Source organism: Aliterella atlantica CENA595, from assembly GCF_000952155.1.
In the GTDB taxonomy this organism is placed as follows: domain Bacteria; phylum Cyanobacteriota; class Cyanobacteriia; order Cyanobacteriales; family Chroococcidiopsidaceae; genus Aliterella; species Aliterella atlantica.
The window spans coordinates 53082-79487 of the sequence record NZ_JYON01000016.1 but is presented as its reverse complement, the minus strand read 5'-3'; the positions used below and the strand labels follow the sequence as shown (position 1 = coordinate 79487).

Sequence of the window (26406 nt, the reverse complement as noted above, 5' to 3'; positions counted from 1 at the left end):
GATTTGCACATTGGGGATCGTTTTATTGACACTCCCCATGCGTGAACGCAGGGGATTCTTCTCTCACGGACACTTACCTAGACTAATATTGCTATTAGCCCCCAATAGTACGTCTCCAGAAGCAATTTGACTCACGGGCTGTCCGACCGCAAGAATACCACGTTGCAAGATTACCTGAGCAGCGGCTACATCCCTATTGGTTGTGTAGCCACAGCTAACACAACGATGCACTCTCTCACTCAAGTCTTTTTTACCTGTATGCGTTTGACAATTAGGGCAGATTTGACTTGTGTAGTCTTTGTTTACTTTGAGAAAAAACACATCCCGTTTCCAGCAAATATGAGACAAGATATTGAAAAATTGTCCGTATGCTGCATCAAGCGTATGTTTACCAAATAGCCCTTTTGCCCAAGCTTTGAAGTTAATATCCTCAACAAATATTGCTCCAGCTTTGTCGCATAAATTATGGGCTAACTTAAAATGCCAATCTTTACGGGTATCATTGATTCTTTGATGGATTTTAGCTATTTTATTTTGAAGTTTTAGCCAATTACTAGAACCTTTTTTCTTATGCTTTAGTCTTCGTTGCAGTAATTTCAACTCGCGGTGAAGTGCATTAAAAAATCGAGGTCTAGAAACTAATTCTCCGTCGCTAGTAGCTATGTATTTGTCTAGCCCAATATCTACTCCTAAAAAATGCCCGTGAACTGGAACGTCTGGCACTTGCACGCCTAATTGATAAGTAAGCTGGGCGTAATAACCAGAAGCACGTTTTATTAACCTCATTTGCTTGAGAGTAAAACCCTCTGGCAACGGGCGAGACATTCTCATCCTTACCCAACCAATTTTAGGCAGCTTCACTCTCCCTGATTCAACTGCGTTTTGTTTTACATCTGGATAGACAAAAGAACGCATTTTTTTCTTGAATCTAGGGAAGCCGTGACCGCGCTCCCACATCGATACAAACGCTGCCTCTAGTTGACGCAATGTTTGCTGTAAAACATGGATGTGTGGCTTAGTTAGGTCAGTTATATTTTTCTTAGCTGAAGTTAGCGCCTTGCATTGGCTGTAATAAGTTGGTCTGGGTGTATCAGCAGGAAGTATATATTCAGATACTAGAGAACAAGCATTAACAGGTGATTTACGAGAATTAACCCAATCCTTTCGTTCGCGCAACGCATAGTTATAGACTTTCTTGCAGGTAGATAGCCATGCATCAAAAGTCTTGATTTGTTGCATTGAAGGTTTAAGCTTGTACTCGTAGTTTACTGTTATGCTCATAACAGTATTATAATATAATGAATAAATTATAGGTACTTTATTCACGGCGATTTTAATCGCCTGCCGCTAACCCCCATAAATGAATTTAGGGCGCGAGTTTTCGGGATAGAATCCTCTATCCCGAAAACTCGCTTGGCTTGAGCGCGGCGACGCACTCGGTCAGTGACCAGTGAGCAGTTGTTTCTTTAGTTAGGCGGTCAATTTATGCTATAAAACTACAGTATTCCTACCGATAAACAGGGAAATTAAAATAAAGTATAAAAAGTGCTTAAGATAAAAGCTAAATTTATACATTGCGCCCTTCATATTCATGCAGAGGTTCCGTCGTGGGCATTGTTGTTGAAAACGTATCCAAAAAATTTGGCAGTTTCCAAGCAGTAGATCGAGTTAGTCTAGAAATTGAAAGTGGATCGCTAGTTGCCTTGTTAGGACCATCGGGGTCGGGTAAATCTACTTTGCTCAGGCTGATAGCAGGCTTAGAAATGCCAGATAGTGGCAAAATTTGGCTTACGGGCAAAGATGCTACACAGCAAAGCGTGCAAGAACGCAATATTGGCTTTGTCTTTCAACATTATGCTTTGTTCAAGCACATGAGCGTGCGCGAAAATATCGCCTTTGGTTTAGATATTCGTAAGACAGGCAAAGCCAAAGTTAAATCGCGGGTCAACGAACTATTAGAATTAGTTCAGCTTACAGGACTTGGCGATCGCTATCCATCCCAACTTTCCGGCGGTCAAAGGCAAAGGGTAGCTTTAGCCAGAGCGCTAGCAGTACAGCCGCAAGTATTATTACTAGACGAACCTTTTGGCGCTCTTGATGCCAAAGTCCGCAAAGACTTACGCGCCTGGCTGCGAAGGCTGCACGATGAAGTTCACGTTACTACAGTATTTGTCACCCACGACCAAGAAGAAGCAATGGAAGTGTCTGACGAATTGGTAGTAATGAATAAAGGCAAAGTCGAACAAATAGGAACCCCAGCCCAAATCTACGACCATCCAGCCACAGCATTTGTGATGAGTTTTATTGGTCCGGTCAACGTATTACCTAGCTCATCGCGCATTTTTCAGGGCAATGGGTTTGACTCCGCTCATCCGGAAATGTTTTTGCGTCCTCAAGATGTAGTTATTGAACGAGAACAAAACGGTAGCACTGTACCAGCTAGAGTTAGTCGACTAATTCATTTAGGCTGGGAAATTCAGGCAGAACTAACGTTAGACGACGGGCAAGTAGTTACAGCGCACCTAACGCGCGATAGATTCGACCAACTAAATTTGGAACCCGAACAAAGAGTTTACGTCAAGCCCAAAGAAGCTAAATCGTTTCCGTTGTACTATTCAATTTAATTTAGTTGCAATTCTGTAAAAGATTAAAACATGATCGATTGGCTTGACTCGTCTATCCGCCGATGGACATCATTAGGAAAATTTTTAGCTTTAGCGTCTTTATGTTGCTTGCTAGTTGTTAGCTGCACTCGTCCCAATACCCAACAAACAACTACACCAAACGCAGCAGGTAGTAGTCGCTTAACTGTAGGTACGACTTTAAGACCGCGCACATTGGACCCTGCCGATAATTACGAACTTGCAGGCAATAATGTGATGACAAGTTTGAGCGATCGCCTTTACACTTACAAAATCGGTACGGACGAACTAGAACCCCAACTTGCCACTGCTTTACCAAAAGTTAGTCCAGACGGGCTTAATTATATAATTCCCCTGCGTCAAGGCGTTATTTTCCACGATGACACGCCTTTTAATGCCGAAGCAATGGCATTTTCTCTCAACCGATTTATCCAAAATGGCGGCAAACCAGCAGCACTATTATCTGATGTTGTTGAGTCGGTGACAGCATCGGGAGATTACGAACTCACGATTAAGCTCAAAAATGCTTTTGCAGCCTTTCCTTCTCTGCTAGCTTTTCCAGGAATGTGCGCGATTTCGCCCAAAGCTTATGAAATTGGTGCTGGCAAATTTAAACCTAATATTTTTGTCGGTACAGGTCCTTACAAATTAGTGCAATTTACGCCACAATTAGTCAGGATGGATGCTTTTCCTAAGTATTGGGGGACAAAACCACCAAGCCCAGGAATTGACTTCCAAATTCTTACCAGTTCTGCCAATTTATACAATACTTTCCGTACAGGTGGAGTAGATATTGCTTACCAAACCTTCGATCCCGAACAAGTAGAAAGCCTGAAACAACAAGCAACCAAAAACGGCTGGCAAGCACTAGAAGAACAAAGTAATGTAGTGACACACATGATGCTAAATGTCAAGCAAAAGCCGCTAGATAATGTGGTAGTTAGACAGGCATTAGCAGCAGCGATAGATCGCTCAATCATCACCGAGCGCGTGTATAAAAAGCAAGCAGAGGCGCTCTACAGCATGATTCCCAGTACCGTGAGCGGCTATCAACCGACATTTCAAACTCAGTACGGCGATGGCAATGTAGCCAGAGCAAAAGAACTGTTAGCGCAAGCAGGATATAACGCCACTAATCCATTAAGGTTAGAAGTATTTTATCCAGCTAACTCACTCACTAGAGAACAAATTGCTAGCACATTGAGAGAGTACGCCAGCCAAAGACTAGAAGGCATAGTGCAAATTCAGCCGCAAGCGGAAGAATCGACGACATTTTTTGCCAATATTGGTAAAGGACTTTATCAAATTGCCTTACTTGACTGGTATCCAGACTTCGGCGATCCTGATAACTACATTCAACCATTTTTAAGTTGTACCAAAGGCAGCGCCGCTGCTGGTTGTACAGAAGGAGCAAGTCAGAGCCAAGGATCGTTTTATTATAGCGATCGCATGAACAAACTAATCGCCCAGCAACGCCAAGAACAAAATCCCCAAGCCAGACAAAAAATTATTGGCGAAATTCAACAATTAGTAGCAACAGATGTACCCGCCGTTCCCTTAGTCCAAAGTAAAGACTATGCTTTCGGGCAAAAAGGATTGCAAGGCTTACAAATAGATCCGATCCTCAAGCTCCCTCTTTGGCAAATCAAAAAAGGATAAGTATGTCTAGATCCAAATCTCTGCAATACTATGTCCTCGTGCGCTTATTATTAGCACCTTTAATGTTGCTAACAATTACCACAGTAGTATTTTTGCTCCTGCGAGCGACACCAGGAGATCCAGTTGATGCCGTACTTGGAGTCCGCGCCCCCGAAAGCGTTAAGCAAGAGTACCGCGAACGTTTAGGATTATTAGACCCCTTGTGGCTGCAATATATTCGTTACTTAGGAAATCTGCTGCGCCTAGACCTTGGAACCTCCATTACTAGCCAAGGGGAAGTAGTTTGGGATACGATTGGGCAATATTTTCCCGCCACTGTAGAACTAGCTGTCTGTAGTATGGCAGTTGCTTTGTTAGTTGGTATCGGTGTCGGCGTACTTTCTGCTTCTCGCCCCAACTCTTTTTTAGATGTAGGTGGGCGATTGTTTGGAATTATTACTTACGCCCTACCTTTATTTTGGGTAGGAATGCTCGTTCAGTTAATTTTCTCAGTACAGCTAGGCTGGTTTCCTTTAGGCACTCGCTTTCCTTCATTTTTAGTCCCGCCACTAGGTCCTACAGGTTTATACACTATAGACAGCTTACTTAGTGGCAACTTGGGTTACTTTTTCACAGCTTTGTACTACTTATTTTTGCCTAGTGTTACTCTGGGGGTTCTCCTCAGCGGCATATTTGAGCGCATTGTCCGCGTCAACCTCAAGCAAACTCTTAAAGCTGATTACGTAGAAGCAGCCCGCGCTAGAGGTATTGGCGAACGGAAAATAATCATCTCCCACGCCTTGAAAAATGCCTTGATTCCGGTAATTACAATTTTGGGACTAACATTTGCTTCCTTACTAGGTGGGGCAGTATTAACAGAAGTAACATTTTCTTGGCCAGGTTTAGCAAATCGCTTGTATGAAGCAATCTCATTACGCGACTATCCTACAGTACAGGGGATTTTAGTATTTTTCGCCGCTATAGTAGTGTTCGCTAGTATTGCGATCGACATTTTGAATGCTTATATAGATCCCCGCATTCGTTACTAAATCTACTATTTGAACGTGGTGGCACTCTATTATTGGCATCTGTTCCCACACGCTCGTCCGTGAATGCGATAGACTCAAGTTAGAGACGAATCGCCCTCGATTCGCTCTCAAAAACTTCTTAGAAAATCTAATTTCTCAGGAAGTGGGTATCCGCCCGCTTTTTTTATGGCGTAAAATGGCTCACCCTTTGATCCCCCAAATAATTGAATTAGCGACACCAGTAGCCGAACAACTGCAACTAGAGGTAGTTGGCGCAGTTTTTCACACCAATCAAAACCCGCCCATCTTGCGCGTAGATATTCGCAATCCTCAGCAAGATACGGGGTTAGATGACTGCGAACGCATGAGTAGAGCGCTAGAAGCCACTCTTGACGAGGCAAACATTATTGCCGATGCCTATGTATTAGAAATATCTAGTCCAGGGATTTCCCGTCAATTAACAAGCGATCGCGAATTTATATCCTTCAAAGGGTTTGCTGTTATCGTCGCCACGTCCGAACCTTTCGACGGACAGCAAGAATGGACAGGACAACTAATTCGCCGCGACGACAACTTTGTGTACCTCAATCAAAAAGGTCGAGCGATCGCTATCCCCCGTTCCCTAATTAGCAAAGTCCAACTCAACGAACGCCGTTAAAAAACAGTGACCAGTTACCAGTGACCAGTTACCAGCTACCAAAACTCAACTGCTAACTATTAAATCTCTCCCTGCTCCCCATTCATTCCCTACAGAGGTCTACGTTATGTCAATGGTCAGTCTTCCTGGACTTCAAGAATTAATAGATAGTATTAGTCGCGATCGCAATTTACCCAAACACGCTGTCCAAGCAGCTTTACGAGAAGCCTTGCTTAAAGGTTACGAACGCTATCGCCGCGCTCAAAATTTAGATAAACGTACTTTTGATGAAGAATACTTTGACAACTTTGAAGTAGAACTAGATGTAGACGATGAAGGCTTTCGCGTGCTTTCGACTAAAACTATCGTCGAAGAAGTTAACGATCCCGATCACCAAATTGCTCTGCGCGAAGTGCAAGAATTTGAAGCAGAGGCACAACTAGGCAGCGAAGTTATCCTCGATGTTACCCCCGAACAACGCGACTTCGGACGCATGGCAGCAATGCAAACCAAGCAGGTGTTAGCGCAAAAACTGCGGGATCAGCAACGTCAAATGATCCAAGAGGAATTTCAAGACCTCGAAAGCACTGTGCTTCAAGCTAGAGTGCTGAGATTTGAACGGCAATCGGTAATTATGGCAGTAAATAGCGGCTTCGGTCAACCAGAAGTAGAAGCCGAACTACCCAAGCGCGAACAGTTACCCAACGACAACTATCGCGCCAATGCAACTTTCAAAGTCTATCTCAAAAAAGTCAGCCAAGGTCAGCAACGCGGTCCGCAGCTATTAGTTTCCCGCGCGGATGCAGGTTTGGTAGTATATTTATTCGCCAACGAAGTCCCAGAAATTGAAGATGAGGTCGTTAGAATTGTCGCTGTAGCTAGAGAAGCCAATCCGCCATCGCGTTATGTTGGTCCTCGGACAAAAATTGCTGTAGATACCTTAGAAAGAGATGTAGACCCAGTAGGAGCGTGCATTGGAGCTAGAGGTTCGCGGATTCAGGTAGTAGTAAACGAATTGCGTGGCGAAAAAATCGACGTAATTCGTTGGTCGCCCGATCCCGCAACATACATTGCCAATGCTTTAAGTCCAGCGCGAGTAGATGAAGTGCGCCTAATGAATCCAGACAACCGCCAAACACACGTATTAGTTGCCGAAGATCAGCTTAGTTTAGCTATTGGTAAAGAAGGGCAAAACGTCCGACTAGCAGCGCGTTTGACTGGTTGGAAAATCGATATCAAAGACCGTGAAAAATACGATCGCGCTGCCGAAGATACCAAGTTTGCCGAACTAGCAGCACAATACCAAGCACAAGCCGAAGCCGAAGCCGCAGAAGCCGCAGCAGCAGATGCGGAAGCTGAATCAGACTACGAAGACTACGAAGAAGACTACGAAACCGAGCAAGAAACAGAGCCAACCGATCTTCCAGTTTGATTAGTCAAAAACGGGGGGAGACAAAAAGTCTCTAGCTACTACCAGCAACACCCTCAAGCTATAATAACGATCTCCCTCCTGCTCCCCCTTGACACCATCCCCAATAACTCAAAATTCAAAATTCACTGGCTCAAAACTACTAAATGAAACCCAACTACCGCCGTTGTATTAGCTGTCGGCGGCTAGCATTGAAACAAGAATTTTGGCAAATTGTGCGCCTCTATCCATCAGGGAAGCTACAATTAGATCGGGGCATGGGACGATCTGCTTATATTTGTCCGCAAGTTGATTGCTTGCAAGCGGCGCAAAAGAAAAATCGATTGGGGCGAAGTCTTCGTACATCGATACCGCCAGCAATTTATGATACATTGTGGCAACGTCTAAACTAGAGAGCAATCTGCCTGGGCAACCAAATTTACAAACCCACAAACTAATCCTGACATTTGTTGATGACACGAAACAACTTGGCACTTCTGGCAAAATCTAATTGCTTGTCAATGTCTGTTAACTACTTTCATAGTAGGTTAGTGCCAAAATAGTAAAATAGAAAAAATTAGTAAATAATCCAGCGTTAAAATCAACAATTTTTAAGAAGGTTAGTGCAAGAACTAAAAAGAAACCATGCATACACAAGCATCCCTATAACTTGGCTGCCAAAACGACGGCTAGAGGCTAAAAATATGTCCGCTAAGGCAAAATTTTGGCTAAAAGTATGGCAGCAACAAGTGACAGCGCGAGGCGTTATCCCCAGCAAACCAAAACCCAGTCGTCAAGCGGGTGACAATTGCGATCGGGTGTGCCTTTCAAGCAACGAAAAACATCTCTCTTTCTTTGTTGGAGGCACGGGCAAAAATTTGAACGGCAACCAATAACACAGGACTTAACTGAATGGAAATGTCACAAAACCAGGCGACCATTCACACCCAACCGTCAAGTAAAGAGGAAGAGTGGATGAACAACGGCAAAGTCAGAATATACGATTTATCAAAGGAATTGAATTTGGATAACAAAGATATATTATCCATTTGCGACCAGCTAAATATTGCAGTCAAAAGTCATAGCAGCACGATCTCAGAAAGCGAGGCAGAGCGCATTCGTTCGGCAGCAGAAAAACAAATGAAGCAGCCTGCAAGCGTTGCCTCTGCGCGGAAAGAATCAGCAGTTCATGCCAAAAACATACCAGCAGCTAATATCAATAGACCAAAACCCGCCCCCAACAAGCAACAAATCTTAGAAATTCGCAAACCCAAAATTGTAGAACGCGCCAACCAAGACGGCTCGGAGCCGCAAATTGCTAATAGCTCAGAATCTCAATTAAAAGCCCCAAGCCAGCCGCGTCCTCATAACCCACCTCCAGCACCAATCAAACCAGCACAACCCAATCGCTCGATTAGCCCAAATGCTGCGCCAAAAGAAGCATTAGAAACTCAAAGTGCAGCGCCAGACAATCGAGTAGCACCAATAAGGGAAAGAGAGCGTGAAATTGCCCAGCCTCCGCAACCAATTGCCCCACCCAATCGTCCAGCAGTGGCAAAAGTAGCCCAAAACGTGCAGTTGAACATTGGCGATCGCCCGATCCTGAGAAAACACCAGCAGCAAAATGCTCCTGAGAGCGCAGTAGGAACAAGAACAGAGACACCAGAGCGCCCAACACGTCGCCCTCCTGGTAGTCCAATTGGTACGAGAACAGATGCACCAGTAGGCAGAGGTCAACCAGGGACAGAAACAAATAGACCAAAAGTAGGTCGCGTTTTAGAACCAATAAGTCCAAAACCAGTCCGCCCCAAAGCTCCAAGTATTGAAACGGAAATTGGCGCGATTGATGAGGATATCGACGGCGATAGACTTATTGACGAAACAGAAGAACTCCTGCAACGCCCGACTTTACCTCGCCCAGTCAAAGGTGGCGTGAAGAAATGGCAGGAAGAGGAAATTGATGAAGGGCAAGATTCAATCAAACCTGGCAAAGCCGCAGCTAAACTCAAGCGCCTCAAACCGATTATCGATCTAGAAGAGGAAGAGGAATTAGCAGACGAGCTAGGAATTGATGCCCCCGTTCAAGTTAGTTTATCTGTTGCCCGTCCACCCAAACAAAGAGCGCCCAAACAAGCGCAGCAATCAAGTCCAGCCGCACCAACTACTGCAGCAGTTAAAAGCAAAAAAACTAGCTCGCGCAGTGATAACCGCCGCCGTAGCGAACCAGAGCAAAAACGCGATCGCCCAGAGAAAATTATAGTTACAGGCACGATGACAGTCCAAGAACTAGCTAATGAATTAGCAGTTCCAGATACAGATATTGTCAAAATCCTGTTTATCAAGGGCATGGCGGTGAATATTACCCAAAACTTGGATATTCCCACCGTGATCATGGTTGCTGGAGAATTAGGCGTAGAAGTCGAAACTGCCGAACCAGAAGCGGAAGCTCGCAAAGTTACCGAAATGGTCGAGGCAGAGGATTTAGAACACCTGCAACGCCGTCCACCTGTAGTTACGATTATGGGACACGTAGATCACGGTAAGACTACCCTGCTAGACTCGATTCGCAAAACCAAAGTCGCTCAAGGCGAAGCAGGCGGCATTACTCAGCATATCGGTGCTTACCACGTCGATATCGAACACGACGGCAAGCCACAGCAAATCGTTTTCCTCGATACACCAGGTCACGAAGCATTTACAGCCATGCGGGCGCGGGGTGCAAGAGTAACAGATATTGCTGTATTAGTAGTAGCTGCAGATGACGGCGTACGTCCGCAAACAATTGAAGCAATCAGTCACGCGCAAGCAGCGGAAGTGCCAATTGTAGTTGCTATCAATAAAATAGACAAAGAAGGCGCTCAACCAGACCGAGTTAAGCAAGAACTCACTCAATACGGCTTGACACCGGAAGAATGGGGCGGCGAAACCATCATGACACCTGTAAGCGCGATCAAAGGCGAGAATCTAGATACCTTGCTAGAGATGCTTTTGTTAGTAGCAGAAGTAGAAGAACTGTCGGCTAACCCAGATCGTCTGGCAAAAGGAACTGTAGTAGAAGCTCACCTCGATAAAGCTAAAGGTTCTGTAGCGACATTGCTAGTTCAAAATGGCACGTTAAGAGTAGGCGATGTTTTAGTTGCTGGCTCTGCCTTTGGTAAGGTTCGGGCAATGGTTGACGATAGAGGACAGCGCGTAGATGCCGCTAGCCCATCCTTTGCTGTAGAAGTGTTGGGATTGAGCGAAGTACCCGCTGCAGGCGATGAGTTCGATGTATTCGAGAATGAAAAAGAAGCGCGAGCGATCGCCTCAGATAGAGCCGACAAACAACGTCAATCTCGCTTGATGCAAGGACGCGCCACCTTAACAACGCTTTCGGCTCAAGCTCAAGAAGGCGAACTCAAAGAACTCAACTTAATTGTCAAAGCCGACGTTCAAGGTTCTTTAGAAGCGATCGTCAGTTCGCTACGCCAACTACCTCAAAACGAAGTGCAAATCCGCTTGCTATTAGCCGCTCCTGGGGAAATAACTGAAACAGATATTGACTTAGCCGCAGCTAGTAATGCTGTAATCGTGGGCTTCAATACTACCCTGGCTAGCGGAGCTAGACAAGCCGCCGATGAGGCAGGTGTAGATGTCCGAGAATACAATATCATCTACAAACTCTTAGAAGACATCCAGGGAGCTTTAGAAGGGCTGCTAGAGCCAGAGTTGGTAGAAGAACCCCTCGGTCAAACCGAAGTACGTGCTGTGTTTACAGTTGGTCGCGGTGCTGTTGCTGGTTGCTACGTGCTGTCAGGCAAGCTAGTCCGCAACTGCAAAGTGCGCGTCAATCGAGGCGGCAAAGTTGTGTTTGAAGGTAGTCTTGATTCGCTCAAACGCATGAAAGAAGACGTGCGTGAAGTCAATGCAGGCTACGAATGCGGTATCGGAATCGATAAATTCAATGACTGGGCGGAAGGCGATATTATTGATGCCTATCAAATGGTCACGAAGCGTCGTACCCTTACTCTCGTAGCCAAATAAAGCAGGTTAAAGGGTAAAAGATTATTTAAGTAATCTTTTGCCCTACTGCTCATTTTTTCCCCCTAGAGAGGCTGTTAATTTTTTTCCTAGATTGTCAAACTGTTATTAACAGACAAATTTGCAGGCAGAAGTAGACAATAATAACTAAAGAAAGACTATTGTCTCATTCTCTAACTCATCACACACGCAAAAATCAGGACTGAAGACATATGGCTGTTTTCTTGACTGCTGGCGATCGCCAATCTTCTTCCAAAAATCACATTTGGGAGCAGCTAAGAGCGGCAATCTCCGCTAGTTCGGGCTTCCAACGCTGGCAACATGAAAGTTTTAGCTTAGATCGTCAACTGCAAAACTTGAGCTTAGATCGTCAAGTCCAGCGCTACTTGCGCGAAACTTTGGAAACCCTAGCTTACTAAATAGAAATGCGCCGGAGTAAATCGGGCAATCCTCTTTCAAATTGGCGCAGTTGACGGTAAGCACGCTCTAAGCGATCGCCGTCAACTATAACTTCTGCTGCCGGATAATTTTCAATTACCTCGATTAGACTGATATTGCGATCGCTATTAGCGCTACCCTCTGGGTAATCTTGGGCAGCAGATAAAACTAATGCTGCCCGCAACGCTTGTCTATCGGCTCGGCGAGAAGGCGTATGAATAGCTTGACTAATTTCATCAAGGACAATATTACCAACAGGACTATTTAACACCCGATCTAGTAAGACTGGATTGACGGTTACTGATTCTGTTAAATAGCGGCGGATTACCTTGGGATCTTGTCTTGCTAAAGCTAAATTTACCCGCAGCGATGAAGAAAGTTCGCCCTTCTGAGCAAAAGTAGACATTTCCTCTACAGAAATTGATTGCCGGAAAATACGGTACGTCAACACCACTTTCTCCGCAGCTAAAGCACTACCGCTAGATAAAGCGATCGCTAAAGTAGTTGTTAAGCATAAAGCACTACGAAATAGTCGTGGTAATAAACCCATTTTCGATCCATTGAACTTACTGATAGTCAAGACGATAACTAAGAGTTATTAGTTGCTCCTCTGGCTATAGCAATAACTTAAAGGCAATGGAACTTAAGCTAGAACGTGGCAGTAAAGTAAACTATCCTGGGCTTGTGTCTGCTCTAATCGTGCAAAAACTCGATTGTCATTTCTTATTTTTAAGAAAAGTAAAAACCTTTTGCCTTTTTGCCGAATCAACGTACTTTAATTCAAGACCAGATACTTATTAAATCAACAAGCAAAATGGTTAAATCGGGTTCTCGCCGTAGTCAAGCTCAAATTAGCACTTCTAAAATATCTGTACGGGCGTTAGCTAGCGCTGCCTTACTTATTGGTGGGATCGTCCCGCTTGCCAGTGCGATCGCTTCTACGCCCAAACTTGCTCAAGTTACAGTGCCTACTGTACCAACAACAACGCCAACGGCAACACCCAGTCCGGTTGTAGTCCCGACAACAACGCCCACAGCAACCCCCAGTCCAGTTGTCGTACCAACATCATCTCCATCTCCAACGCCTAGCCCCACACCGACAGCATCTCCAACGCCTACAGCAACGCCTAGTCCAGTTGTCGTACCGACATCATCTCCATCTCCAACGCCTAGCCCCACACCGACAGCATCTCCAACGCCTACAGCAACGCCTAGTCCAGTTGTCGTACCGACATCATCTCCATCTCCAACGCCCAGCCCCGCACCAACCTCATCCCCAACACCAACGCCCAGTCCTACATCAACTCCTACAACTAATCAAGCGCCTACTACTGGCACAGTTCTTTACGTCGATCCAGTAAATGGCGCAGACAATCAAAGTGCTGGTAGTTCAGCCCAAGCGCCTTACAAAACTATTTCCTACGCCCTTAGTACAGCAGGTGCAGGAACAACAATTCAGCTAGCTCCTGGTGTCTATACCGCCAACACTGGGGAGGTATTTCCCCTAACGATTAAGCAAGGTGTAACGCTCAGAGGCGATGAGGCTACCAAAGGTCAAACTAGAGTAATTGTTGGCGGTGGAACTTATGTCAGCCCTACCTTTGCCCGTCAAAACGTTACTATCAGAACTGAAACAGGTAGTACCGTTAATGGCGTAACGATCGCTAACCCGAATACGCGCGGAACCGGATTGTGGATTGAATCAGCAAATTCTACAGTTACAAACAACACTTTCACAAGCAACAACCGAGACGGTGTTTTTATTACTGGAACTGCTAATCCCACAGTTGAAAATAATGTATTTACTCAAAACAGTGGTAACGGCATTTCTATTGCTCGAACCGCCCAAGGACAAATTCGCAACAATTTATTTTTAGATACTGGTTTTGGCTTGGCTGTAGGTGGTAGTTCTACTCCCTCGATTACTGGAAACCAAATTTACCAAAATAGAGCAGGGCTATTTATTTCTGACTCTGCTCGTCCGACGCTACGTAGTAATACGATTGAAAATAGCAAACAGGATGGTGTTGTTGCTACAGCTAGCGCTCAACCCGATCTCGGTACATCAGAAAATCAAGGTAGCAATTTCATTCGCAACAATACTCGGTACGATGTCTACAACTCTACCCGCGCCAATACTATTAGCGCTGTTGGCAATGATATCGACCAGCAAAAAATCTCTGGAAATGTAACTTTTGTCGCTGCTACTGTACCAAGACCCACAATTAGGCAAGGTACGTTCCGTGATATTCAGGGTTATTGGGCGCAACCTTATATCGAAGCGCTTGTTGCTCAAGATATTATTGCTGGTTTTCCTGATGGCTCTTTTAGACCGACCGATCCAGTTACTCGCGCTCAGTTTGCGACGATTATTAGCAAAGCTTTCAATCCTCAATCGCAAAAACCAGCGCAGCAGTTTAAGGATGTTAATCAAAAATTCTGGGCTTATCAAGCAATTCAAACTGCCTATCGCGGCGGGTTTGTAGCTGGTTATCCAGGCGGGTTATTTCAACCACAGCAAGCAATTCCTAGAGTGCAATCGCTAGTTTCTCTAGCTAATGGTTTGGGCTTAAAGGCTAACAATCCTGGCGTGCTATCTGTGTACGCTGATGCTGCCCAGATTCCCCAATATGCTAACGATCCTGTTGCAGCGGCGACAACACGGCAATTGGTAGTTAATTACCCCTTACCTACACAATTAAACCCTAACCGAGATGCTACTCGCGCTGAAGTTGCAGCTTTTGTTTATCAAGCATTAGTTAACACTGGGCGCGTTCAGCCGATCGCTTCTCCTTTTGTTGTCCGAGTTCCTTAGACAACGCCGTAATTTAAAATGCCAGAGCTTCTAATTAGAGGCTCTGGCATTCTATGTTTGTTTTTATTATATTCAGGGTCTATATATATTTGACCCCTTTGAAACAGTTGCTTTTTATAGTCAGGGTCTTTAAATTAGCTGACCCCGTTTCAACCATCTTTAGTTTGTCAGCAATACTGGACTTATGTAATTTTCCTAATAATTTCTTTATCTTTTCGATCTCTAGTTGAAGTTTGCTTAAGCTTGTTAAACAAATGCGATCGCTATCATCTTTATGAACGTTTATCTGCTCCTTTATCCCAACGAAATAAAAACACCATTAAAGTAATAATACCTACTTGCAGGGCAAGGTTGACAAATTGATTGTTGTCGTTGTTGCCTGCGGCTATTTGGGCTAAAAAAACCATTGCGCCAATAAATCCAGAAGCACCGAAAGCTATATAGACAAACTTTCTCAAGCCTCGGTAAGGTGCTTGAGCTTCTGCTTTCAAGCGAGCGTACTGTTCGGGAGTAAAACGGCGATCGCCAGAATTTTGTGGATTTTGCTTTACCATAGTTTTCCTGTTATATTAATAGATTGTCATGCCGATGTGGCTCAGTGGTAGAGCAATTGATTCGTAATCAATAGGTCGCGGGTTCAAATCCCGCCATCGGCTTTATAAAATCCCCTCGATATCAAGCATTTTTGGTACAAGTTATCAAACTTTAAGTTTAAAATAACTCTCTTATCCTGACTGAATTTTGTCATTTTGACTATCGTTTGACTATCATCAAAGTCATGATACAGTAGAACTGTTGAGTAAATAGTCAAAAATGCAATCAGTTAAAAAATCTAAGGGTAGTGTTGGATTAGAGGTGTTTCGCGGTCGCTTGCGCTTGCGCTTGCCTCGATCGCTTTTTAATGGCAAGCAAACTTACTTAAGCTTAGGAATTGATGATACTAAGCTTAATCGTAAGCTTGCCGAACAGAAAATAAGCCAGATAGAACTAGACATTCTAAGTGATAACTTCGATTTTACATTAGCTAAATACAAACCACAAACTCATTTAGCAATTGTAGAAGCGATCGCACCTAAGCAAGACAATCTCAACAGGTTATGGCAGGAATATTGTAACTTTAAAAAGCCTAATTGCGCTCCTGGAACTTGGAAACACGGATATTTAGCTCAAACTAGATATTTAGAAAAATGTCCTCATAAGCTTTTAGCAGATGCTCAAAAAATTTATGCTTGGATTGTAGAAAATATACCAGCCGATAGCGCTAAAAGGTTATTAATCCAACTATCCGCTTGCTGTAATTGGGCTATCAAAAATAAGCTTATCACTGCAAATCCATTTGATGAATTGACTAAGGAGATTAAAATCAAAAAAATTAGCACTGAGGATAACGATATTAATCCCTTCAATAAAGAAGAGAGAGATGCAATTATTGCAGCATTTAAAGCTAATCGTTACTACAAGCATTACGCTCCTTACGTGCAATTTTTATTCTTTACAGGCGCAAGACCTTCAGAAGTAATAGCGTTGCAGTGGAAACATATTAGCAGCAAGTCTATTAGTTTTGAGCAAGCGGTAGTTGATAGCGTTAATGGATTGGTGCTTAAAGAAGGACTTAAAACTCAAAATAAGCGCTTATTCCCTGTTAATGCTCAACTGCTAAATTTAATTGATGAAATTAAAAGCGATCGCCCTAATATCAATCCTAACGATTTAGTATTTCCTAGTCCTGAAGGTAAATGGATTGACACTCACAACTTTAGAAATCGTGCTTGGAAAGCAATTATGAACTCACTTGGCATTGAGTATCGTAAACCTTATCAAACCCGCCATACATTCGTTACTATGGCATATGAAGCTGATGTAAGTATTCCACAAATTGCTAGGTGGGTTGGTAACTCTCCTGAAGTAATTATGAAGTGTTACGCAGGAAAGATTAGGAAAGTTGCTGTGCCTGAATTGTAAAACCATCCCTTAACCGCTATAAAAAAACTCCCCTTTCTGTAACCTCTAAATAATTGCCATCCGTAGCCATTGCGGTAATAGACGATCTTGGCAAGGTTTCCTTGCTAGTCCAACTTGACGTTACCCAATGCCTCAAGTGTGGAAGGGCGATGCGATATCACCAGAACTAGCACAATTGCAAGATTGCATCTCTAACCAGTCGGCAAGTTCTAACAGTTGAGCTACATCAGTCTTAGTTAAGGAAAGCATTGTTAAGTAGTTGCAGGAGTTTCGGCATCTCTATTTAAAGTTATCTCGATCGTCTTATGCTTACAAAAAATCCATCGTTGCCTAGCTTCTGCATTGCTAAATAGCTATCCATAGAAGACGTGACAACATACCCTGCCTCGACGCAACTATCGCTAAATTCTTCTAGCAACTCCTCAGTAAAGTTTCTCAAAAACTCATTAGGCATGCTTTCAATTAAATTCTCAGTGGCACTAGCGAAACCCCAGGGTTTATTGCGGTCGGCAAGCGCCTTATTGATTGTTGCTGTACCAGAACTTTAGAAAGTTTCAAAGCGCTCGCCATCATCAGTTAAGTAGATTTACACTTAACTCAACTGTATAAATACCGATCGCGATCGTCTCTTCATATTTAAATCTTTAATTAATAACTTGAAGCGGAAAAGTAGCTTTCAAGTCATACCTGTATTAAATGCGATCGCATCCATAATGTAACGCGATCCCTTAAATAAAAGCAGCCTTTTGAGCCAGACAACTATCCTGTCAGCCGTAGAATTACGGATACAGGCTTTTTTTGCTGGAAAAGATCGGTAGATTCCTAGATGAATAAACTTGGAATTAATTTTAAAAAATTAACATAGCCAATCTCAAGTTTTATATTTCAGTCGAGCGCATATTAGGCTAAAAAGCCAGAAATACAAGTTACTCATTTACAAATAGGAGTAGTTACATACATGGTCGCCACTTCAACGCATAAATTTATTATTCCTAAAAAGGAGCTAGATTTAACAAACAAGCACTGGGCAAAACAACAATTTCCGCAAAAGAACGCTCACTACGGTTTTACAGATTTCTTCCATTTTCACTCCGAGCAAGGAGTAGTTACCGATTGGAATGAAAGCCGCAACCTATTTGCCAGCGAAGACTTCATTATTGGTTTAATCGAAGGCTTAGAAGAGGAAGTTGGTTCCGCCTCCAGCGTAGTTATGTATAACATCGGCTACCAATGGGGAATGAGAGACGCTAAATTCTTCCAGCAGTGGTTTGAAAAAGAGTATGGCAAAAGCATCCGCGAAGTTAACTCATTATTCATGCTAGAAGCTTGGTGGTGGCCCTTCACAGCACAAGGCTGGGGTAACTGGGAAGTAGACATGAGCGAATATAAAAATGGCTTTATGTTTGTCAACATCTTTGATTCAGCAGTAGCGCGGACTCTAGGCGATGTGGGCAAACCAGTCTGTCATATTTATGCGGGTTTATTTGCAGGCTTCTTTACTGACTTAGTAAGAAAATCTCTAAGCTGCATTGAAATTCAGTGCTACTCAATGGGAGAGACTTACTGTAAATTCCTGTTAGGTAGTAAAGACCGCATCGACGCTGCTAACTTCTGGCACAACGAAGGCGCAACAGCCAAAGATATCGAAAAGCGTCTGCGTCATGGGGAACTATTGCGATGAGCAATTTGGCTTCCTTATCCTGCCTTAAGGTAGCGGAATTTTTTAAGCTGTGCAATTGGCAATTATTACCGCAAGCCAAGCCTAGCTTGCAACAGTTAGCTCCACCAAAAACTACAGTATTGCCGCAAGTTAAACCTGTTGCCTCATCTTGCCTAACAGTCAAAGAATTTTTCGCGTTGTGCAATTGGCAACTATTGCCGCAAGCATTGCCCAACTTGCAGCACTTAGACCAAACCTCAAGTGCTAGTTTGCAACAAGTATCGCCGTCTTGCTTGAGCGTAGAAGAATTTTTCAATTTGTGCAATTGGCAACTCTTGCCCCTAAACAACTGCTACTTGCCACCCCAAGTAGAGCAAATCAACACAACGACATTGACATTACCAGTGCAAGAGTTTTTTCAGTTCATACCTTGGGATGGTAGCCCAGAAATCGGCTCCCTACCGCAACCGACTGTAATGCTAGAACCGATTGCTCAAGAACGTGCGCCCACATTTAACGATCTATCTAACCTATTTTAGAGCCGACAAATATGCACCCAAATATTCAAACATTACTTTATGGAGCAGAAGCACGCTATCTCAAGCGAGGAGAAATCGAAGCATATAAAAGCTATACAACTTCTCTCGCCCAGCGCCTAGAAGCCTACGAACTGCTCAGAGATGGCGAAATAAATATCTTTCAACCGATCGCCGACAAACTGCTGCGAACCTACCCCGAACAGCAACAAATGCTGGAAAAGTCTCTAAAAAACTGGATCTCAGCGCTCCGTCACTGCGCTATGGCAATGCTACTAGATAATCCAGAATTTTTGCAAAGACGAGTTTTAGAGTGGCTCACAGACGCAGTTCAAGCACATCAGACACGCGCAATTGATACATCTTTATACCAGTTATTGCCAGCGCAAATGCAGCAAATACTAACCAAAGACCAACTAGCTTTGTTGCAACCATTCTTGAACCAAGCAGCAACGACAATGTTAGCCACAGAAAATTTAGCTCAATTGCCAGGATAATTTAACCCCTTAAATCGGTGGAGATGTATTTATGATTGCTATAGGTGATTTACTTAAAGACCAACGTTTACCAGGCAACTACTTTGCCCACGACGCTTATATAACAGGTGATTTTGAAGCAGGACTGATCGAAAACCGTCAAGGCGATCGCTTGCTGGCACTACCTCATACTTTTGTTGAAGGTATTTATGCTGGTTTAGAACAAGAACTCGGACAAGCTAGCGGCGTTGTGCTGTTCAACTGCGGGCGGTGGTGGGGAAAAAACTTTTATACCCGCTTTGTAGAAGAAGTTAGTAGCTACTACAAAAAGCCTGTAGCCGAAATGGAAATGGTTGAGTTTATCCAATGCTTGAAACAATGCTGGAAAACTCACGGCTGGGGTACTTTTGCCCTCGATATGGATCGCTACCAGCAAGGCTTTTTAGTCGTCAAAAACTGCAACTCGCCCTTTGCTGCTGCTGCACCTCAAAGCGATCGCCCCGCCTGTTTTCTGGAAGCTGGAATTCTCAGCGCTTTCTTTAGCCAACTAACCGGACGGCAATTGCACTGCATACAAACAGCTTGCGAGTCTATGGGGGCTGATTGCAACTACTTTATCTTAGGTCTATCCGAGCGCCTCAATGCTGTAGATGGTTGGCTCAAAGAAAAACAAGACCATCAAGCAATTGTAGAGCGGTTAGCGCGATCGCAATCTACCAGCAATTAATAGCTATTGCCAATTACTCACCAATCCTAAAATGCCTAAGATTATTAAGCTAGAACCCATCAACCAAGAAACAGTTGTCCAGACTAATGCCAATATTCTGTCAGCTTTATTGGAAAACGAACTCGATGTTTTGTCCGAGTGCAATGGGCGCGGGATGTGTTCTACCTGCCACGTTTTTATCAAAAGTGGAATGGAAAGCCTTTCGCCAATTAACCGCCGCGAACAACGGACTTTAGAGGTAATTACTACAACTCAAACCAATTCTCGTCTGGCTTGCCAAGCGCGAGTTATGGGTGAGGGTGTTGTTGTTGAACTGCCTGCAGGAACTTATGTCAGCGCCATTGATGATATCGAATCGTTAATTGGTCGCCGCGCCGAACAAGCTATTCTGCACCCACTCAATGGCAAGGTTTTAGTAGAAGTTGGCAAGTTAATTACTCGTTCGATGATTACTCAGTTGGAAGATACTCGCACTCAAGTAGGACAGTATCTTTCGCAAACTACAGACGCTTAAACACAAATATTTTTACTGACAAAGAACTAAAAAATGTTAAAACAACTAGCCCGCCTCAGTGTAGAAGCCGATGGACGCTACGCCACTGCCACAGAACTCCAGTTTCTCAAAGACTACCTTGATTCTGTAGATAAGCGCATCAGTGCTTACGAGAAAATCCAAGCGATGGAATCGCAAATTGTCAGCAAGATTGATGAAACTAGACGTGCTGCTGAACCTGAATTGTTTGCTAAGACTTCTCAAGTTGACGGCACATTGGTATGCAAACGCGATTTTACTAATATTTTGCGTTATTCGGCAGCCGCATTATTATTCGACGATTGCGATCGCGTACCTGATAACTATTTACTTTGGTACAAAACGATTGTGCGGACTTTTAAGTACGATCGCGCTGCTGGCGTAACTTATAAAGTTGTGCAAGATGTAACCAAACAGTATCTAACTCCCCAAGAATCAGCTTTATTTAGTCCGATTTTAGAGCTTAACCAAGTCGTTCTCGGTCAATAGTTTCGAGCGCAGCAATTAATTAAAAAGAGATACTTTGTCCTATGTCAGAAAATTTAACTGCAAATCCTAAAAGTCACGCCTGGTTAGATATTGTTGAAACTCTGTCGGTGGTTGGTTCTGTTGGTGGTTCAATCGCTGCGGCTGTTACTAACCAAGTTGCATTAGCTTCTATTCCTTTATCTGTGTCTGTGATGCTCAATTTGGTAAATCGCCGGATGCAGCTAGAAGCAATGACTAAAAATCAGCAAAGCGCGATCGCTCAGTTGATTCAAGAAGATGTCAAAACTTTAGCTAAAGTTGATGCTAATAGCGAGCAAATTAAAGGTTTACAGCAATTAACGTTTGACTACAAGCAAGTTAGAAGCAACGTGCAGCAAAACGCCGAGCGCATCCAAAATAACTACAATGCGATCGCCCAAATTGTGCAACAGCAAGCGGAAACTGAAGCAAGACTTATTCATATCAACGCCCAAATCGAGCAATTGCTGCAAGATAGTAGCAGTTTTGCTAGCAGCATCCCCGAACACGCCGAACTGTTGCAAAGCAATCAAATAGCGATCGCCGAACTGTTGCAAAATAAAGCCGAACACGGAACTAAATTTAAGCAACTGACCGCCGATTTGGCAGAAATTCAAGAAATTATCCCAGTTTTAGTTGAGGGTAATAGTAATTTGATGGACTACAGACGACTTCAAGACTTATATGAAGAACAGTTAGAAGTTGTCAAGAAAGTAGATTGCTTGCGAGAAATTGAAACTCAAACTCAAGCTATTTGGGTTTCACCTGATAAAGCTGATAGCTATTACCAGCGAGGTCTGAACTATCAAGGAATCGGTAACAAAGAAGGTAGTATTGTTGATTTTACTGAAGCTATTCGCATCGATCCGAATCACGCCAAATCATACTATAGTCGCGGCTTAGTCAACTCAGAAATGGGTAATAAACAGCAAGCAGTTCAAGACTTGCGTACAGCAGCAAAACTATTTTTTGAGGAAGGAGATATTGCTAACTATCAAGTAGCCAGAGACTTGAGCAAGCAATTACACTCTATAAACTCTCAATCTGAAGACGATTTTGAGCAAGTAACTGTCGGAAGTTTATTTGCATAAATACTTTTAGTTAATTTCACCGCACAAACTTATGTTAATGCACGCTAAAGACCAAGTTTTTCAAGTTACTTTAGTTGATTGCCAAGGAGAACAAATTACAATTGATGTTCCTGGCGACGAGTATATATTAGATGCAGCAGAACAACAAAATATAGCCATACCTGCCGCTTGTCGCGCTGGTGCTTGTGTTGTTTGTACTGGTAAAGTATTGTCAGGTTCAGTTGACCAGTCGGATCACTCTTTCTTGCGAGATAAAGAACTCAAAGCAGGTTTTGTGCTTACTTGTAGAGCTTATCCTACTTCTGATTGCACGATCTTAACTCACCAAGAAGAAGAGCTATTTGAACTCCAATAATTTATCTGCTGCAATTTTTCTATAATAGCACGATTGAAACTACACAAACAGTTATGACTATTGCTGCTAAGTTCAGCGATTGCCGATATTAAGTATAACAATTAGCAACGCGCGTTTTAGTATGAATGAGCCTATTAAACAAGTGCAGCAATTATCGCAATCTAAATACCGAGTTTTAGAATTAGTAGGACACGGGCAGTTTGGCAGAGTTTATCGTGCTATTCATCAACCTAGTGGCAAAGTTTTTGCTTTAAAAGAGCTTGACAAAAAACGTTTTCCTACTCACAAATTCTTGCGAGAAATGGTGTTTTTGACTAGCTTGCAGCATCCCAATGTTGTAACTTTTCAAGGATTAGAACATACGCCAACTGGTAGATACATAGTGATGGATTATTGCGAAGGAGGAGACTTACGTAGTTTGATGAAGTCTGAGGGGCAATTAAGTTTAGCTCAAAGTTTGAGGTTAGTTGCTGACGTGCTAGCAGGTTTGGATCATGTTCACAGCCGCAAAATTATTCATCGCGATATTAAGCCAGAAAATATTTTGCTCAGTCACACAGAAGGAGGTTTAATCGCTCGGATTTCTGATTTTGGCTTGTCTCGCCTCTGTAACGAGCTTTGTGCTGATAAACAAGATGATTGTAATGGATCGCCTGCTTACATGGCTCCAGAGCGCTTCTACGGGCAGTATTCTCATGCTTCTGACCTTTATGCTGTAGGAGTTATGCTGTTTGAATTGGTGACTGGCGATCGCCCTTTTTCTGGTTTACCGCAAGAGCTAATGTCAGCGCATCTCAATCAAGCTGTGACAATTCCCGATACGGTTCCCTTTTTGCTGCGCTCGACTATTACGACAGCTTTGCAGAAGTTACCACTGCGTCGGTTTCGCTCTACTAGCGAAATGTTGAAATCAATACAAATAGCGATGGAAGTAGTGAATTTAGCTGAGGGTGATAAATTTCAGCCTCAAAGTGTAGATGAATTGGGCGCTTTATTTCATTAATTGTTTAACAGTTGAAAATTAAATATATTAATTTAAAAATATGAATTTAAGTACAAAATTAACATTTTCAACTTGTTACTATATTCGTAAAATTTTGCTACAACAAGCAGAAGATATTAAATGGATAATAGCTCAAAAAGCAGGCTTTTGTGTTAGTTCTTTAGACTTTTTAAAAGACTTATTAGAAAGCGTATATTTGGAGGATGTTTTAGAACAGCTTTTAGAAACATTGTACATAGGTAGTGAAAAATCTGCTCAAGTAGAGCGAATAGAGAAATTGTGTTTATCTCATCAAAAATTACTTGCTAAGAACTTATCTGGTGCTGAGGAGTTGCTGGAAATCCAAAGACAAATATATTGGGTGTTAGGTTTTAAGCGGATAACAGTAAAAATTGAAGACTTAGTAACTGCGCTAAATCAACTCAGTAAATATAGTAGCAACTATATGGGAGGGACACTGACGACTAATAATTGGCAATCGAATCGTCCTAATTTTGAGTGGTTGAATCATTTTCAAGTCAATCGCGGAGCTAAAATTACATTTTCTGGTAGTACAGCAGAAGTAGAAGACTTTTCCCAACTACGATCGCTGCACGAGTGGGTGAATGCTTTTATCGCTCAAAATAGCAAAGTTATTCGAGATTTTGCCACCACAATTGAGCAAAATAAAATAGGTGCAGTCCAAGAAGGATTGCTAATTAGTCAAATTGGCTCTTATCCATCTTGGTTGACTGTTGATGTTAAGCCACTACATAGTTGGTTGAATCAGTAGCAAGGGTAAATGGAATTGGCGATCGCAATGGCGAAACCTGCGATCAAGCGGGTTGACAATACATTTACTCATCAAAACCATTTACAGGTTTAGATTCAATTGTTAAATCTGGCAATCCTTCTAGCTTTTCCACCACATCAGAAGAAGCAACTTCCTTGGGGACAAATATAGTTAAGCCTCTAGGCACGCACTCAACATCAATCGGTGTAAACCCGATAATTTCGCCATCAAGTACGACCTTTTGGGGTGGATCGGTTCTGATAATAACTCTTTTTGCTCGTAAGTAACCGACATCCTCACGCTCGGTAGCGCTTTCATTTAAGGCAGTTTGCAGTAAATGATAGGAAGCGGCGATCGCACCAGCACGAGTTGAGGGCGCAACTACTGTCACATCCAACAATCCATCATCAAATACTACACCCGCCGGACCTTGGGCTAACACGGATGTTGGCGGCGCGGCATTAGCAACTGTCACCGCTGCGGCTGTGGTTTTAATAACTTTATCTTCAGTTTCAATTTCAGCTTCAAAAGATTCTAATTCTCGCAGTTGTTGAATTCCTGCCATTACATACGCCAACACCCCAAAGCGATTCTTGGCGCGGCGATCTGCTCTATCTACCGTCTCTGCCTCAAAACCAATTCCAGCTAACAATACCATTGGGCGATCGTTGCATCTAGCGGCATCAACTACCCGCGTTACACCACCTAAAATTGTCTCGCAAGCAGCTTCAATCGTATCGGGAAGTTCTAATGCAGCCGCAAAAGCATTTGCCGTACCGCGCGAAATTATCCCCAAAGGAATATCTGTACCCACCAGAGCGCCAGCCGCCGCCGATAAAGTCCCATCTCCACCAGAAGCAATAATGCTAGTCGCTCCTTGGGCGATCGCTTCTTTGGCAATAACATCAGCATCTAATTCTTCTGTTGTAAACCGGATATCCAAGTCCATACTCGGTTCTAACAGCGCTCGAATCGTTGCTAAATCCTGCTTTGGGTCGCTTTGACCAGCCGATGGATTAAATATGAGGCAGGTTCCAGTTCTTTTCATGGCAGTAAACTTGCGTTGTCAATCTCCAAGGATGGTTATTGTCAGTCAGTATAATCGAATTAATTCTTCGCTGGGCATTTACACAGGTTTGGCAGCTATAAGTCGGCTCTTATAGCAAGAAGCATTTCATTTTCTCATCAGATTAGCAAAAGCAAAATTAGCTCTTACCCTATCTATAGTTACAAACATCGCCTTATGCCCGATCCAATGATGTATCAACAGGACGATTTTGTTGTCCTAGAACCGAACCACGATGAACAATTTCTAACTGCTGCCGAACTATTGGCAAAACTAAAATTGGTTTTATCCCAAAATCAACAGCAGTTACCCCAGGAATTACATCAATTTGACTCAATTGACGCTCAAGCTAAGTATCTGATGGATACCAGTTGCGAGTTAGTTCTTGAACCTGGGCAGTATTTACAGTGGTATGCAGTGCGCTTGGAAAAGTGAATTTAAAGGCTAAGTTTGGCGATCGCTAGTTGCGATCAACTTTAATTCCACCTCTTCGGCTTGAGGTTGGTCGATTTCTACTTGGACTCCAGGACCAAAAAAGTTGGTCATTTTCTCCTGTTTTTGCTGCCATACTTCTAGGGGAATTAGCGGCGAATAAAATTCCAAAATTAACGAATAAGCGCCGTTATGGGAAGTTTCTCTAATTCCTTGGATTACAGGACGTTCTTCATCAGTAGGGCTTAAACCTAGATGCGATAAAGTTGTATCGAGATGTGCTTCTTGCCCGTAACGATAGCGGGTGATATCTTTGCGGACTTGATTTTGAGTTGCGGTAGCTTGCTCATCTCGCAGTTTAACTATATCTGGTGTAGTTGGTTGAGTATAAGGTACTGGCTTTAGTTCAGCAGCTTTGAGGGCTAATCCGCCTAGCAGCAACGGAATCCCATAAAAAAAGCCGATTAAATTTAGTGTTGGGTTCCCAGAAAAATAAGCAACGAAGCCAACAATTGTTAAGACACCACCAACGGTTAAACCGAGCGATCCTAAAGAAGTTTTACGTAGCATGAGCTTGCGGTGGTATTTGTGTAGATATATTCATAAAATTAACCTTCTATCTCCATCAAGACAAGATGTTGGGAATTTTATAGGTATTGGA

At 43.1% G+C, this 26406-nt stretch carries 27 protein-coding genes and 1 tRNA gene; 23 read left to right on the top strand and 5 right to left on the bottom strand.

The window, feature by feature from the left end; genetic code table 11:
* Nucleotides 1–63: 63 nt before the first annotated feature.
* Nucleotides 64–1281 (bottom strand): RNA-guided endonuclease InsQ/TnpB family protein, encoded by a 1218-nt coding sequence (locus tag UH38_RS15400; RefSeq protein WP_045055557.1) that lies wholly within the window; start codon nucleotides 1279–1281, stop codon nucleotides 64–66.
* Nucleotides 1282–1607: 326 nt separating this feature from the next.
* Here UH38_RS15400 and UH38_RS15395 point away from each other — a divergent pair, with 326 nt between their 5' ends.
* The 9 genes from UH38_RS15395 to UH38_RS15355 all read left to right on the top strand — a co-directional run bounded on the left by UH38_RS15395 (nucleotide 1608) and on the right by UH38_RS15355 (nucleotide 11792).
* Entirely contained in the window at nucleotides 1608–2624 is a 1017-nt protein-coding gene (locus UH38_RS15395) for a sulfate/molybdate ABC transporter ATP-binding protein (RefSeq protein ID WP_045055556.1), read from the top strand.
* A gap of 30 nt (nucleotides 2625–2654) precedes the next feature.
* On the top strand, nucleotides 2655–4301 hold the full coding sequence (locus UH38_RS15390; RefSeq protein ID WP_045055555.1) for an ABC transporter substrate-binding protein: 1647 nt from the start codon (nucleotides 2655–2657) through the stop codon (nucleotides 4299–4301).
* Between the two features lie 2 nt (nucleotides 4302–4303).
* Nucleotides 4304–5329 (top strand): ABC transporter permease, encoded by a 1026-nt coding sequence (locus UH38_RS15385; RefSeq protein WP_045055554.1) that lies wholly within the window; start codon nucleotides 4304–4306, stop codon nucleotides 5327–5329.
* 175 nt (nucleotides 5330–5504) lie between these two features.
* On the top strand, nucleotides 5505–5966 hold the full coding sequence (gene rimP / locus UH38_RS15380; protein ID WP_045055553.1) for a ribosome maturation factor RimP: 462 nt from the start codon (nucleotides 5505–5507) through the stop codon (nucleotides 5964–5966).
* 106 nt (nucleotides 5967–6072) lie between these two features.
* Nucleotides 6073–7377, top strand: coding sequence for a transcription termination factor NusA (nusA, locus tag UH38_RS15375; protein WP_072044932.1), 1305 nt, complete (start codon nucleotides 6073–6075; stop codon nucleotides 7375–7377).
* 143 nt (nucleotides 7378–7520) lie between these two features.
* Nucleotides 7521–7766: a YlxR family protein gene (locus UH38_RS25480; protein WP_072044931.1), complete on the top strand. Its 246-nt coding sequence runs from the start codon at nucleotides 7521–7523 to the stop codon at nucleotides 7764–7766.
* A gap of 291 nt (nucleotides 7767–8057) precedes the next feature.
* On the top strand, nucleotides 8058–8249 hold the full coding sequence (locus tag UH38_RS15365; RefSeq protein WP_045055550.1) for a hypothetical protein: 192 nt from the start codon (nucleotides 8058–8060) through the stop codon (nucleotides 8247–8249).
* 79 nt (nucleotides 8250–8328) lie between these two features.
* Nucleotides 8329–11376, top strand: coding sequence for a translation initiation factor IF-2 (gene infB, locus UH38_RS15360; RefSeq protein WP_045055549.1), 3048 nt, complete (start codon nucleotides 8329–8331; stop codon nucleotides 11374–11376).
* Nucleotides 11377–11585: 209 nt separating this feature from the next.
* A complete protein-coding gene (locus tag UH38_RS15355) occupies nucleotides 11586–11792 on the top strand; it encodes a hypothetical protein (RefSeq protein ID WP_045055548.1) in 207 nt (68 codons plus the stop codon).
* Here the strand turns inward: UH38_RS15355 and UH38_RS15350 are convergent.
* Nucleotides 11789–12361, bottom strand: coding sequence for an alpha/beta hydrolase (locus tag UH38_RS15350; RefSeq protein ID WP_045055547.1), 573 nt, complete (start codon nucleotides 12359–12361; stop codon nucleotides 11789–11791). The genes UH38_RS15355 and UH38_RS15350 overlap by 4 nt on opposite strands.
* A gap of 264 nt (nucleotides 12362–12625) precedes the next feature.
* Here UH38_RS15350 and UH38_RS25915 point away from each other — a divergent pair, with 264 nt between their 5' ends.
* Nucleotides 12626–14626, top strand: a complete 2001-nt coding sequence (locus UH38_RS25915) for a DUF1565 domain-containing protein (protein WP_052672402.1) — start codon at nucleotides 12626–12628, stop codon at nucleotides 14624–14626.
* Nucleotides 14627–14898: 272 nt separating this feature from the next.
* Here UH38_RS25915 and UH38_RS15340 read toward each other — a convergent pair whose 3' ends face one another.
* Complete coding sequence (locus UH38_RS15340) at nucleotides 14899–15180, bottom strand: DUF3493 domain-containing protein (RefSeq protein WP_045055546.1); 282 nt, start codon at nucleotides 15178–15180, stop codon at nucleotides 14899–14901.
* Nucleotides 15181–15210: 30 nt separating this feature from the next.
* Between UH38_RS15340 and UH38_RS15335 the strand changes: the two genes are divergently transcribed.
* The 12 genes from UH38_RS15335 (at nucleotide 15211) to UH38_RS15280 (ending at nucleotide 24247) form a co-directional block, all read left to right on the top strand.
* Nucleotides 15211–15282 (top strand) — tRNA-Thr (locus UH38_RS15335).
* 157 nt (nucleotides 15283–15439) lie between these two features.
* Nucleotides 15440–16588, top strand: a complete 1149-nt coding sequence (locus UH38_RS15330) for a site-specific integrase (protein WP_045055545.1) — start codon at nucleotides 15440–15442, stop codon at nucleotides 16586–16588.
* A 958-nt stretch (nucleotides 16589–17546) separates the two neighbouring features.
* A complete protein-coding gene (locus UH38_RS15325) occupies nucleotides 17547–18269 on the top strand; it encodes a V4R domain-containing protein (RefSeq protein ID WP_045055544.1) in 723 nt (240 codons plus the stop codon).
* Entirely contained in the window at nucleotides 18266–18787 is a 522-nt protein-coding gene (locus UH38_RS15320) for a hypothetical protein (protein ID WP_045055543.1), read from the top strand. Before UH38_RS15325 ends, UH38_RS15320 begins: the two co-directional genes overlap by 4 nt.
* Nucleotides 18788–18798: 11 nt before the next feature.
* The gene (locus tag UH38_RS15315; RefSeq protein WP_045055542.1) at nucleotides 18799–19281 is read left to right on the top strand and encodes a globin family protein; all 483 of its coding nucleotides are present in this window, start codon (nucleotides 18799–18801) and stop codon (nucleotides 19279–19281) included.
* A 31-nt stretch (nucleotides 19282–19312) separates the two neighbouring features.
* The gene (locus UH38_RS15310; protein WP_045055541.1) at nucleotides 19313–19987 is read left to right on the top strand and encodes a V4R domain-containing protein; all 675 of its coding nucleotides are present in this window, start codon (nucleotides 19313–19315) and stop codon (nucleotides 19985–19987) included.
* A gap of 31 nt (nucleotides 19988–20018) precedes the next feature.
* Complete coding sequence (locus UH38_RS15305; RefSeq protein ID WP_045055540.1) at nucleotides 20019–20501, top strand: 2Fe-2S iron-sulfur cluster-binding protein; 483 nt, start codon at nucleotides 20019–20021, stop codon at nucleotides 20499–20501.
* 33 nt (nucleotides 20502–20534) lie between these two features.
* Nucleotides 20535–21008, top strand: a complete 474-nt coding sequence (locus tag UH38_RS15300; RefSeq protein WP_045055539.1) for a globin family protein — start codon at nucleotides 20535–20537, stop codon at nucleotides 21006–21008.
* Nucleotides 21009–21049: 41 nt separating this feature from the next.
* Nucleotides 21050–22117 (top strand): tetratricopeptide repeat protein, encoded by a 1068-nt coding sequence (locus UH38_RS24890; protein WP_052672401.1) that lies wholly within the window; start codon nucleotides 21050–21052, stop codon nucleotides 22115–22117.
* A 31-nt stretch (nucleotides 22118–22148) separates the two neighbouring features.
* Nucleotides 22149–22472 (top strand): 2Fe-2S iron-sulfur cluster-binding protein, encoded by a 324-nt coding sequence (locus UH38_RS15290; protein WP_082065401.1) that lies wholly within the window; start codon nucleotides 22149–22151, stop codon nucleotides 22470–22472.
* Nucleotides 22473–22593: 121 nt separating this feature from the next.
* Nucleotides 22594–23475, top strand: a complete 882-nt coding sequence (locus tag UH38_RS15285) for a serine/threonine-protein kinase (protein ID WP_045055538.1) — start codon at nucleotides 22594–22596, stop codon at nucleotides 23473–23475.
* 40 nt (nucleotides 23476–23515) lie between these two features.
* The gene (locus UH38_RS15280; RefSeq protein ID WP_045055537.1) at nucleotides 23516–24247 is read left to right on the top strand and encodes a hypothetical protein; all 732 of its coding nucleotides are present in this window, start codon (nucleotides 23516–23518) and stop codon (nucleotides 24245–24247) included.
* A gap of 64 nt (nucleotides 24248–24311) precedes the next feature.
* Here the strand turns inward: UH38_RS15280 and UH38_RS15275 are convergent, their stop codons facing one another.
* On the bottom strand, nucleotides 24312–25295 hold the full coding sequence (locus UH38_RS15275; RefSeq protein WP_045055536.1) for a YegS/Rv2252/BmrU family lipid kinase: 984 nt from the start codon (nucleotides 25293–25295) through the stop codon (nucleotides 24312–24314).
* A gap of 195 nt (nucleotides 25296–25490) precedes the next feature.
* Here UH38_RS15275 and UH38_RS15270 point away from each other — a divergent pair, with 195 nt between their 5' ends.
* Nucleotides 25491–25748: a chlororespiratory reduction protein 7 gene (locus UH38_RS15270; RefSeq protein WP_045055535.1), complete on the top strand. Its 258-nt coding sequence runs from the start codon at nucleotides 25491–25493 to the stop codon at nucleotides 25746–25748.
* A 9-nt stretch (nucleotides 25749–25757) separates the two neighbouring features.
* Here the strand turns inward: UH38_RS15270 and UH38_RS15265 are convergent, their stop codons facing one another.
* Nucleotides 25758–26315, bottom strand: a complete 558-nt coding sequence (locus UH38_RS15265) for a DUF2854 domain-containing protein (protein ID WP_045055534.1) — start codon at nucleotides 26313–26315, stop codon at nucleotides 25758–25760.
* Between the last annotated feature and the right edge of the window lie 91 nt (nucleotides 26316–26406).

Bases quoted from the DNA above. Each gene is read 5' to 3' on its own strand.
- UH38_RS15400 (WP_045055557.1), bottom strand. From the start codon at position 1,281: ATGAGCATAACAGTAAACTACGAGTACAAGCTTAAACCTTCAATGCAA.
- UH38_RS15390 (WP_045055555.1), top strand. From the start codon at position 2,655: ATGATCGATTGGCTTGACTCGTCTATCCGCCGATGGACATCATTAGGA.
- UH38_RS15385 (WP_045055554.1), top strand. From the start codon at position 4,304: ATGTCTAGATCCAAATCTCTGCAATACTATGTCCTCGTGCGCTTATTA.
- rimP (WP_045055553.1), top strand. From the start codon at position 5,505: ATGGCTCACCCTTTGATCCCCCAAATAATTGAATTAGCGACACCAGTA.
- nusA (WP_072044932.1), top strand. From the start codon at position 6,073: ATGTCAATGGTCAGTCTTCCTGGACTTCAAGAATTAATAGATAGTATT.
- UH38_RS25480 (WP_072044931.1), top strand. From the start codon at position 7,521: ATGAAACCCAACTACCGCCGTTGTATTAGCTGTCGGCGGCTAGCATTG.
- UH38_RS15365 (WP_045055550.1), top strand. From the start codon at position 8,058: ATGTCCGCTAAGGCAAAATTTTGGCTAAAAGTATGGCAGCAACAAGTG.
- infB (WP_045055549.1), top strand. From the start codon at position 8,329: ATGAACAACGGCAAAGTCAGAATATACGATTTATCAAAGGAATTGAAT.
- UH38_RS15355 (WP_045055548.1), top strand. From the start codon at position 11,586: ATGGCTGTTTTCTTGACTGCTGGCGATCGCCAATCTTCTTCCAAAAAT.
- UH38_RS15350 (WP_045055547.1), bottom strand. From the start codon at position 12,361: ATGGGTTTATTACCACGACTATTTCGTAGTGCTTTATGCTTAACAACT.
- UH38_RS25915 (WP_052672402.1), top strand. From the start codon at position 12,626: ATGGTTAAATCGGGTTCTCGCCGTAGTCAAGCTCAAATTAGCACTTCT.
- UH38_RS15340 (WP_045055546.1), bottom strand. From the start codon at position 15,180: ATGGTAAAGCAAAATCCACAAAATTCTGGCGATCGCCGTTTTACTCCC.
- UH38_RS15330 (WP_045055545.1), top strand. From the start codon at position 15,440: ATGCAATCAGTTAAAAAATCTAAGGGTAGTGTTGGATTAGAGGTGTTT.
- UH38_RS15325 (WP_045055544.1), top strand. From the start codon at position 17,547: ATGGTCGCCACTTCAACGCATAAATTTATTATTCCTAAAAAGGAGCTA.
- UH38_RS15320 (WP_045055543.1), top strand. From the start codon at position 18,266: ATGAGCAATTTGGCTTCCTTATCCTGCCTTAAGGTAGCGGAATTTTTT.
- UH38_RS15315 (WP_045055542.1), top strand. From the start codon at position 18,799: ATGCACCCAAATATTCAAACATTACTTTATGGAGCAGAAGCACGCTAT.
- UH38_RS15310 (WP_045055541.1), top strand. From the start codon at position 19,313: ATGATTGCTATAGGTGATTTACTTAAAGACCAACGTTTACCAGGCAAC.
- UH38_RS15305 (WP_045055540.1), top strand. From the start codon at position 20,019: ATGCCTAAGATTATTAAGCTAGAACCCATCAACCAAGAAACAGTTGTC.
- UH38_RS15300 (WP_045055539.1), top strand. From the start codon at position 20,535: ATGTTAAAACAACTAGCCCGCCTCAGTGTAGAAGCCGATGGACGCTAC.
- UH38_RS24890 (WP_052672401.1), top strand. From the start codon at position 21,050: ATGTCAGAAAATTTAACTGCAAATCCTAAAAGTCACGCCTGGTTAGAT.
- UH38_RS15290 (WP_082065401.1), top strand. From the start codon at position 22,149: ATGTTAATGCACGCTAAAGACCAAGTTTTTCAAGTTACTTTAGTTGAT.
- UH38_RS15285 (WP_045055538.1), top strand. From the start codon at position 22,594: ATGAATGAGCCTATTAAACAAGTGCAGCAATTATCGCAATCTAAATAC.
- UH38_RS15280 (WP_045055537.1), top strand. From the start codon at position 23,516: ATGAATTTAAGTACAAAATTAACATTTTCAACTTGTTACTATATTCGT.
- UH38_RS15275 (WP_045055536.1), bottom strand. From the start codon at position 25,295: ATGAAAAGAACTGGAACCTGCCTCATATTTAATCCATCGGCTGGTCAA.
- UH38_RS15270 (WP_045055535.1), top strand. From the start codon at position 25,491: ATGCCCGATCCAATGATGTATCAACAGGACGATTTTGTTGTCCTAGAA.
- UH38_RS15265 (WP_045055534.1), bottom strand. From the start codon at position 26,315: ATGCTACGTAAAACTTCTTTAGGATCGCTCGGTTTAACCGTTGGTGGT.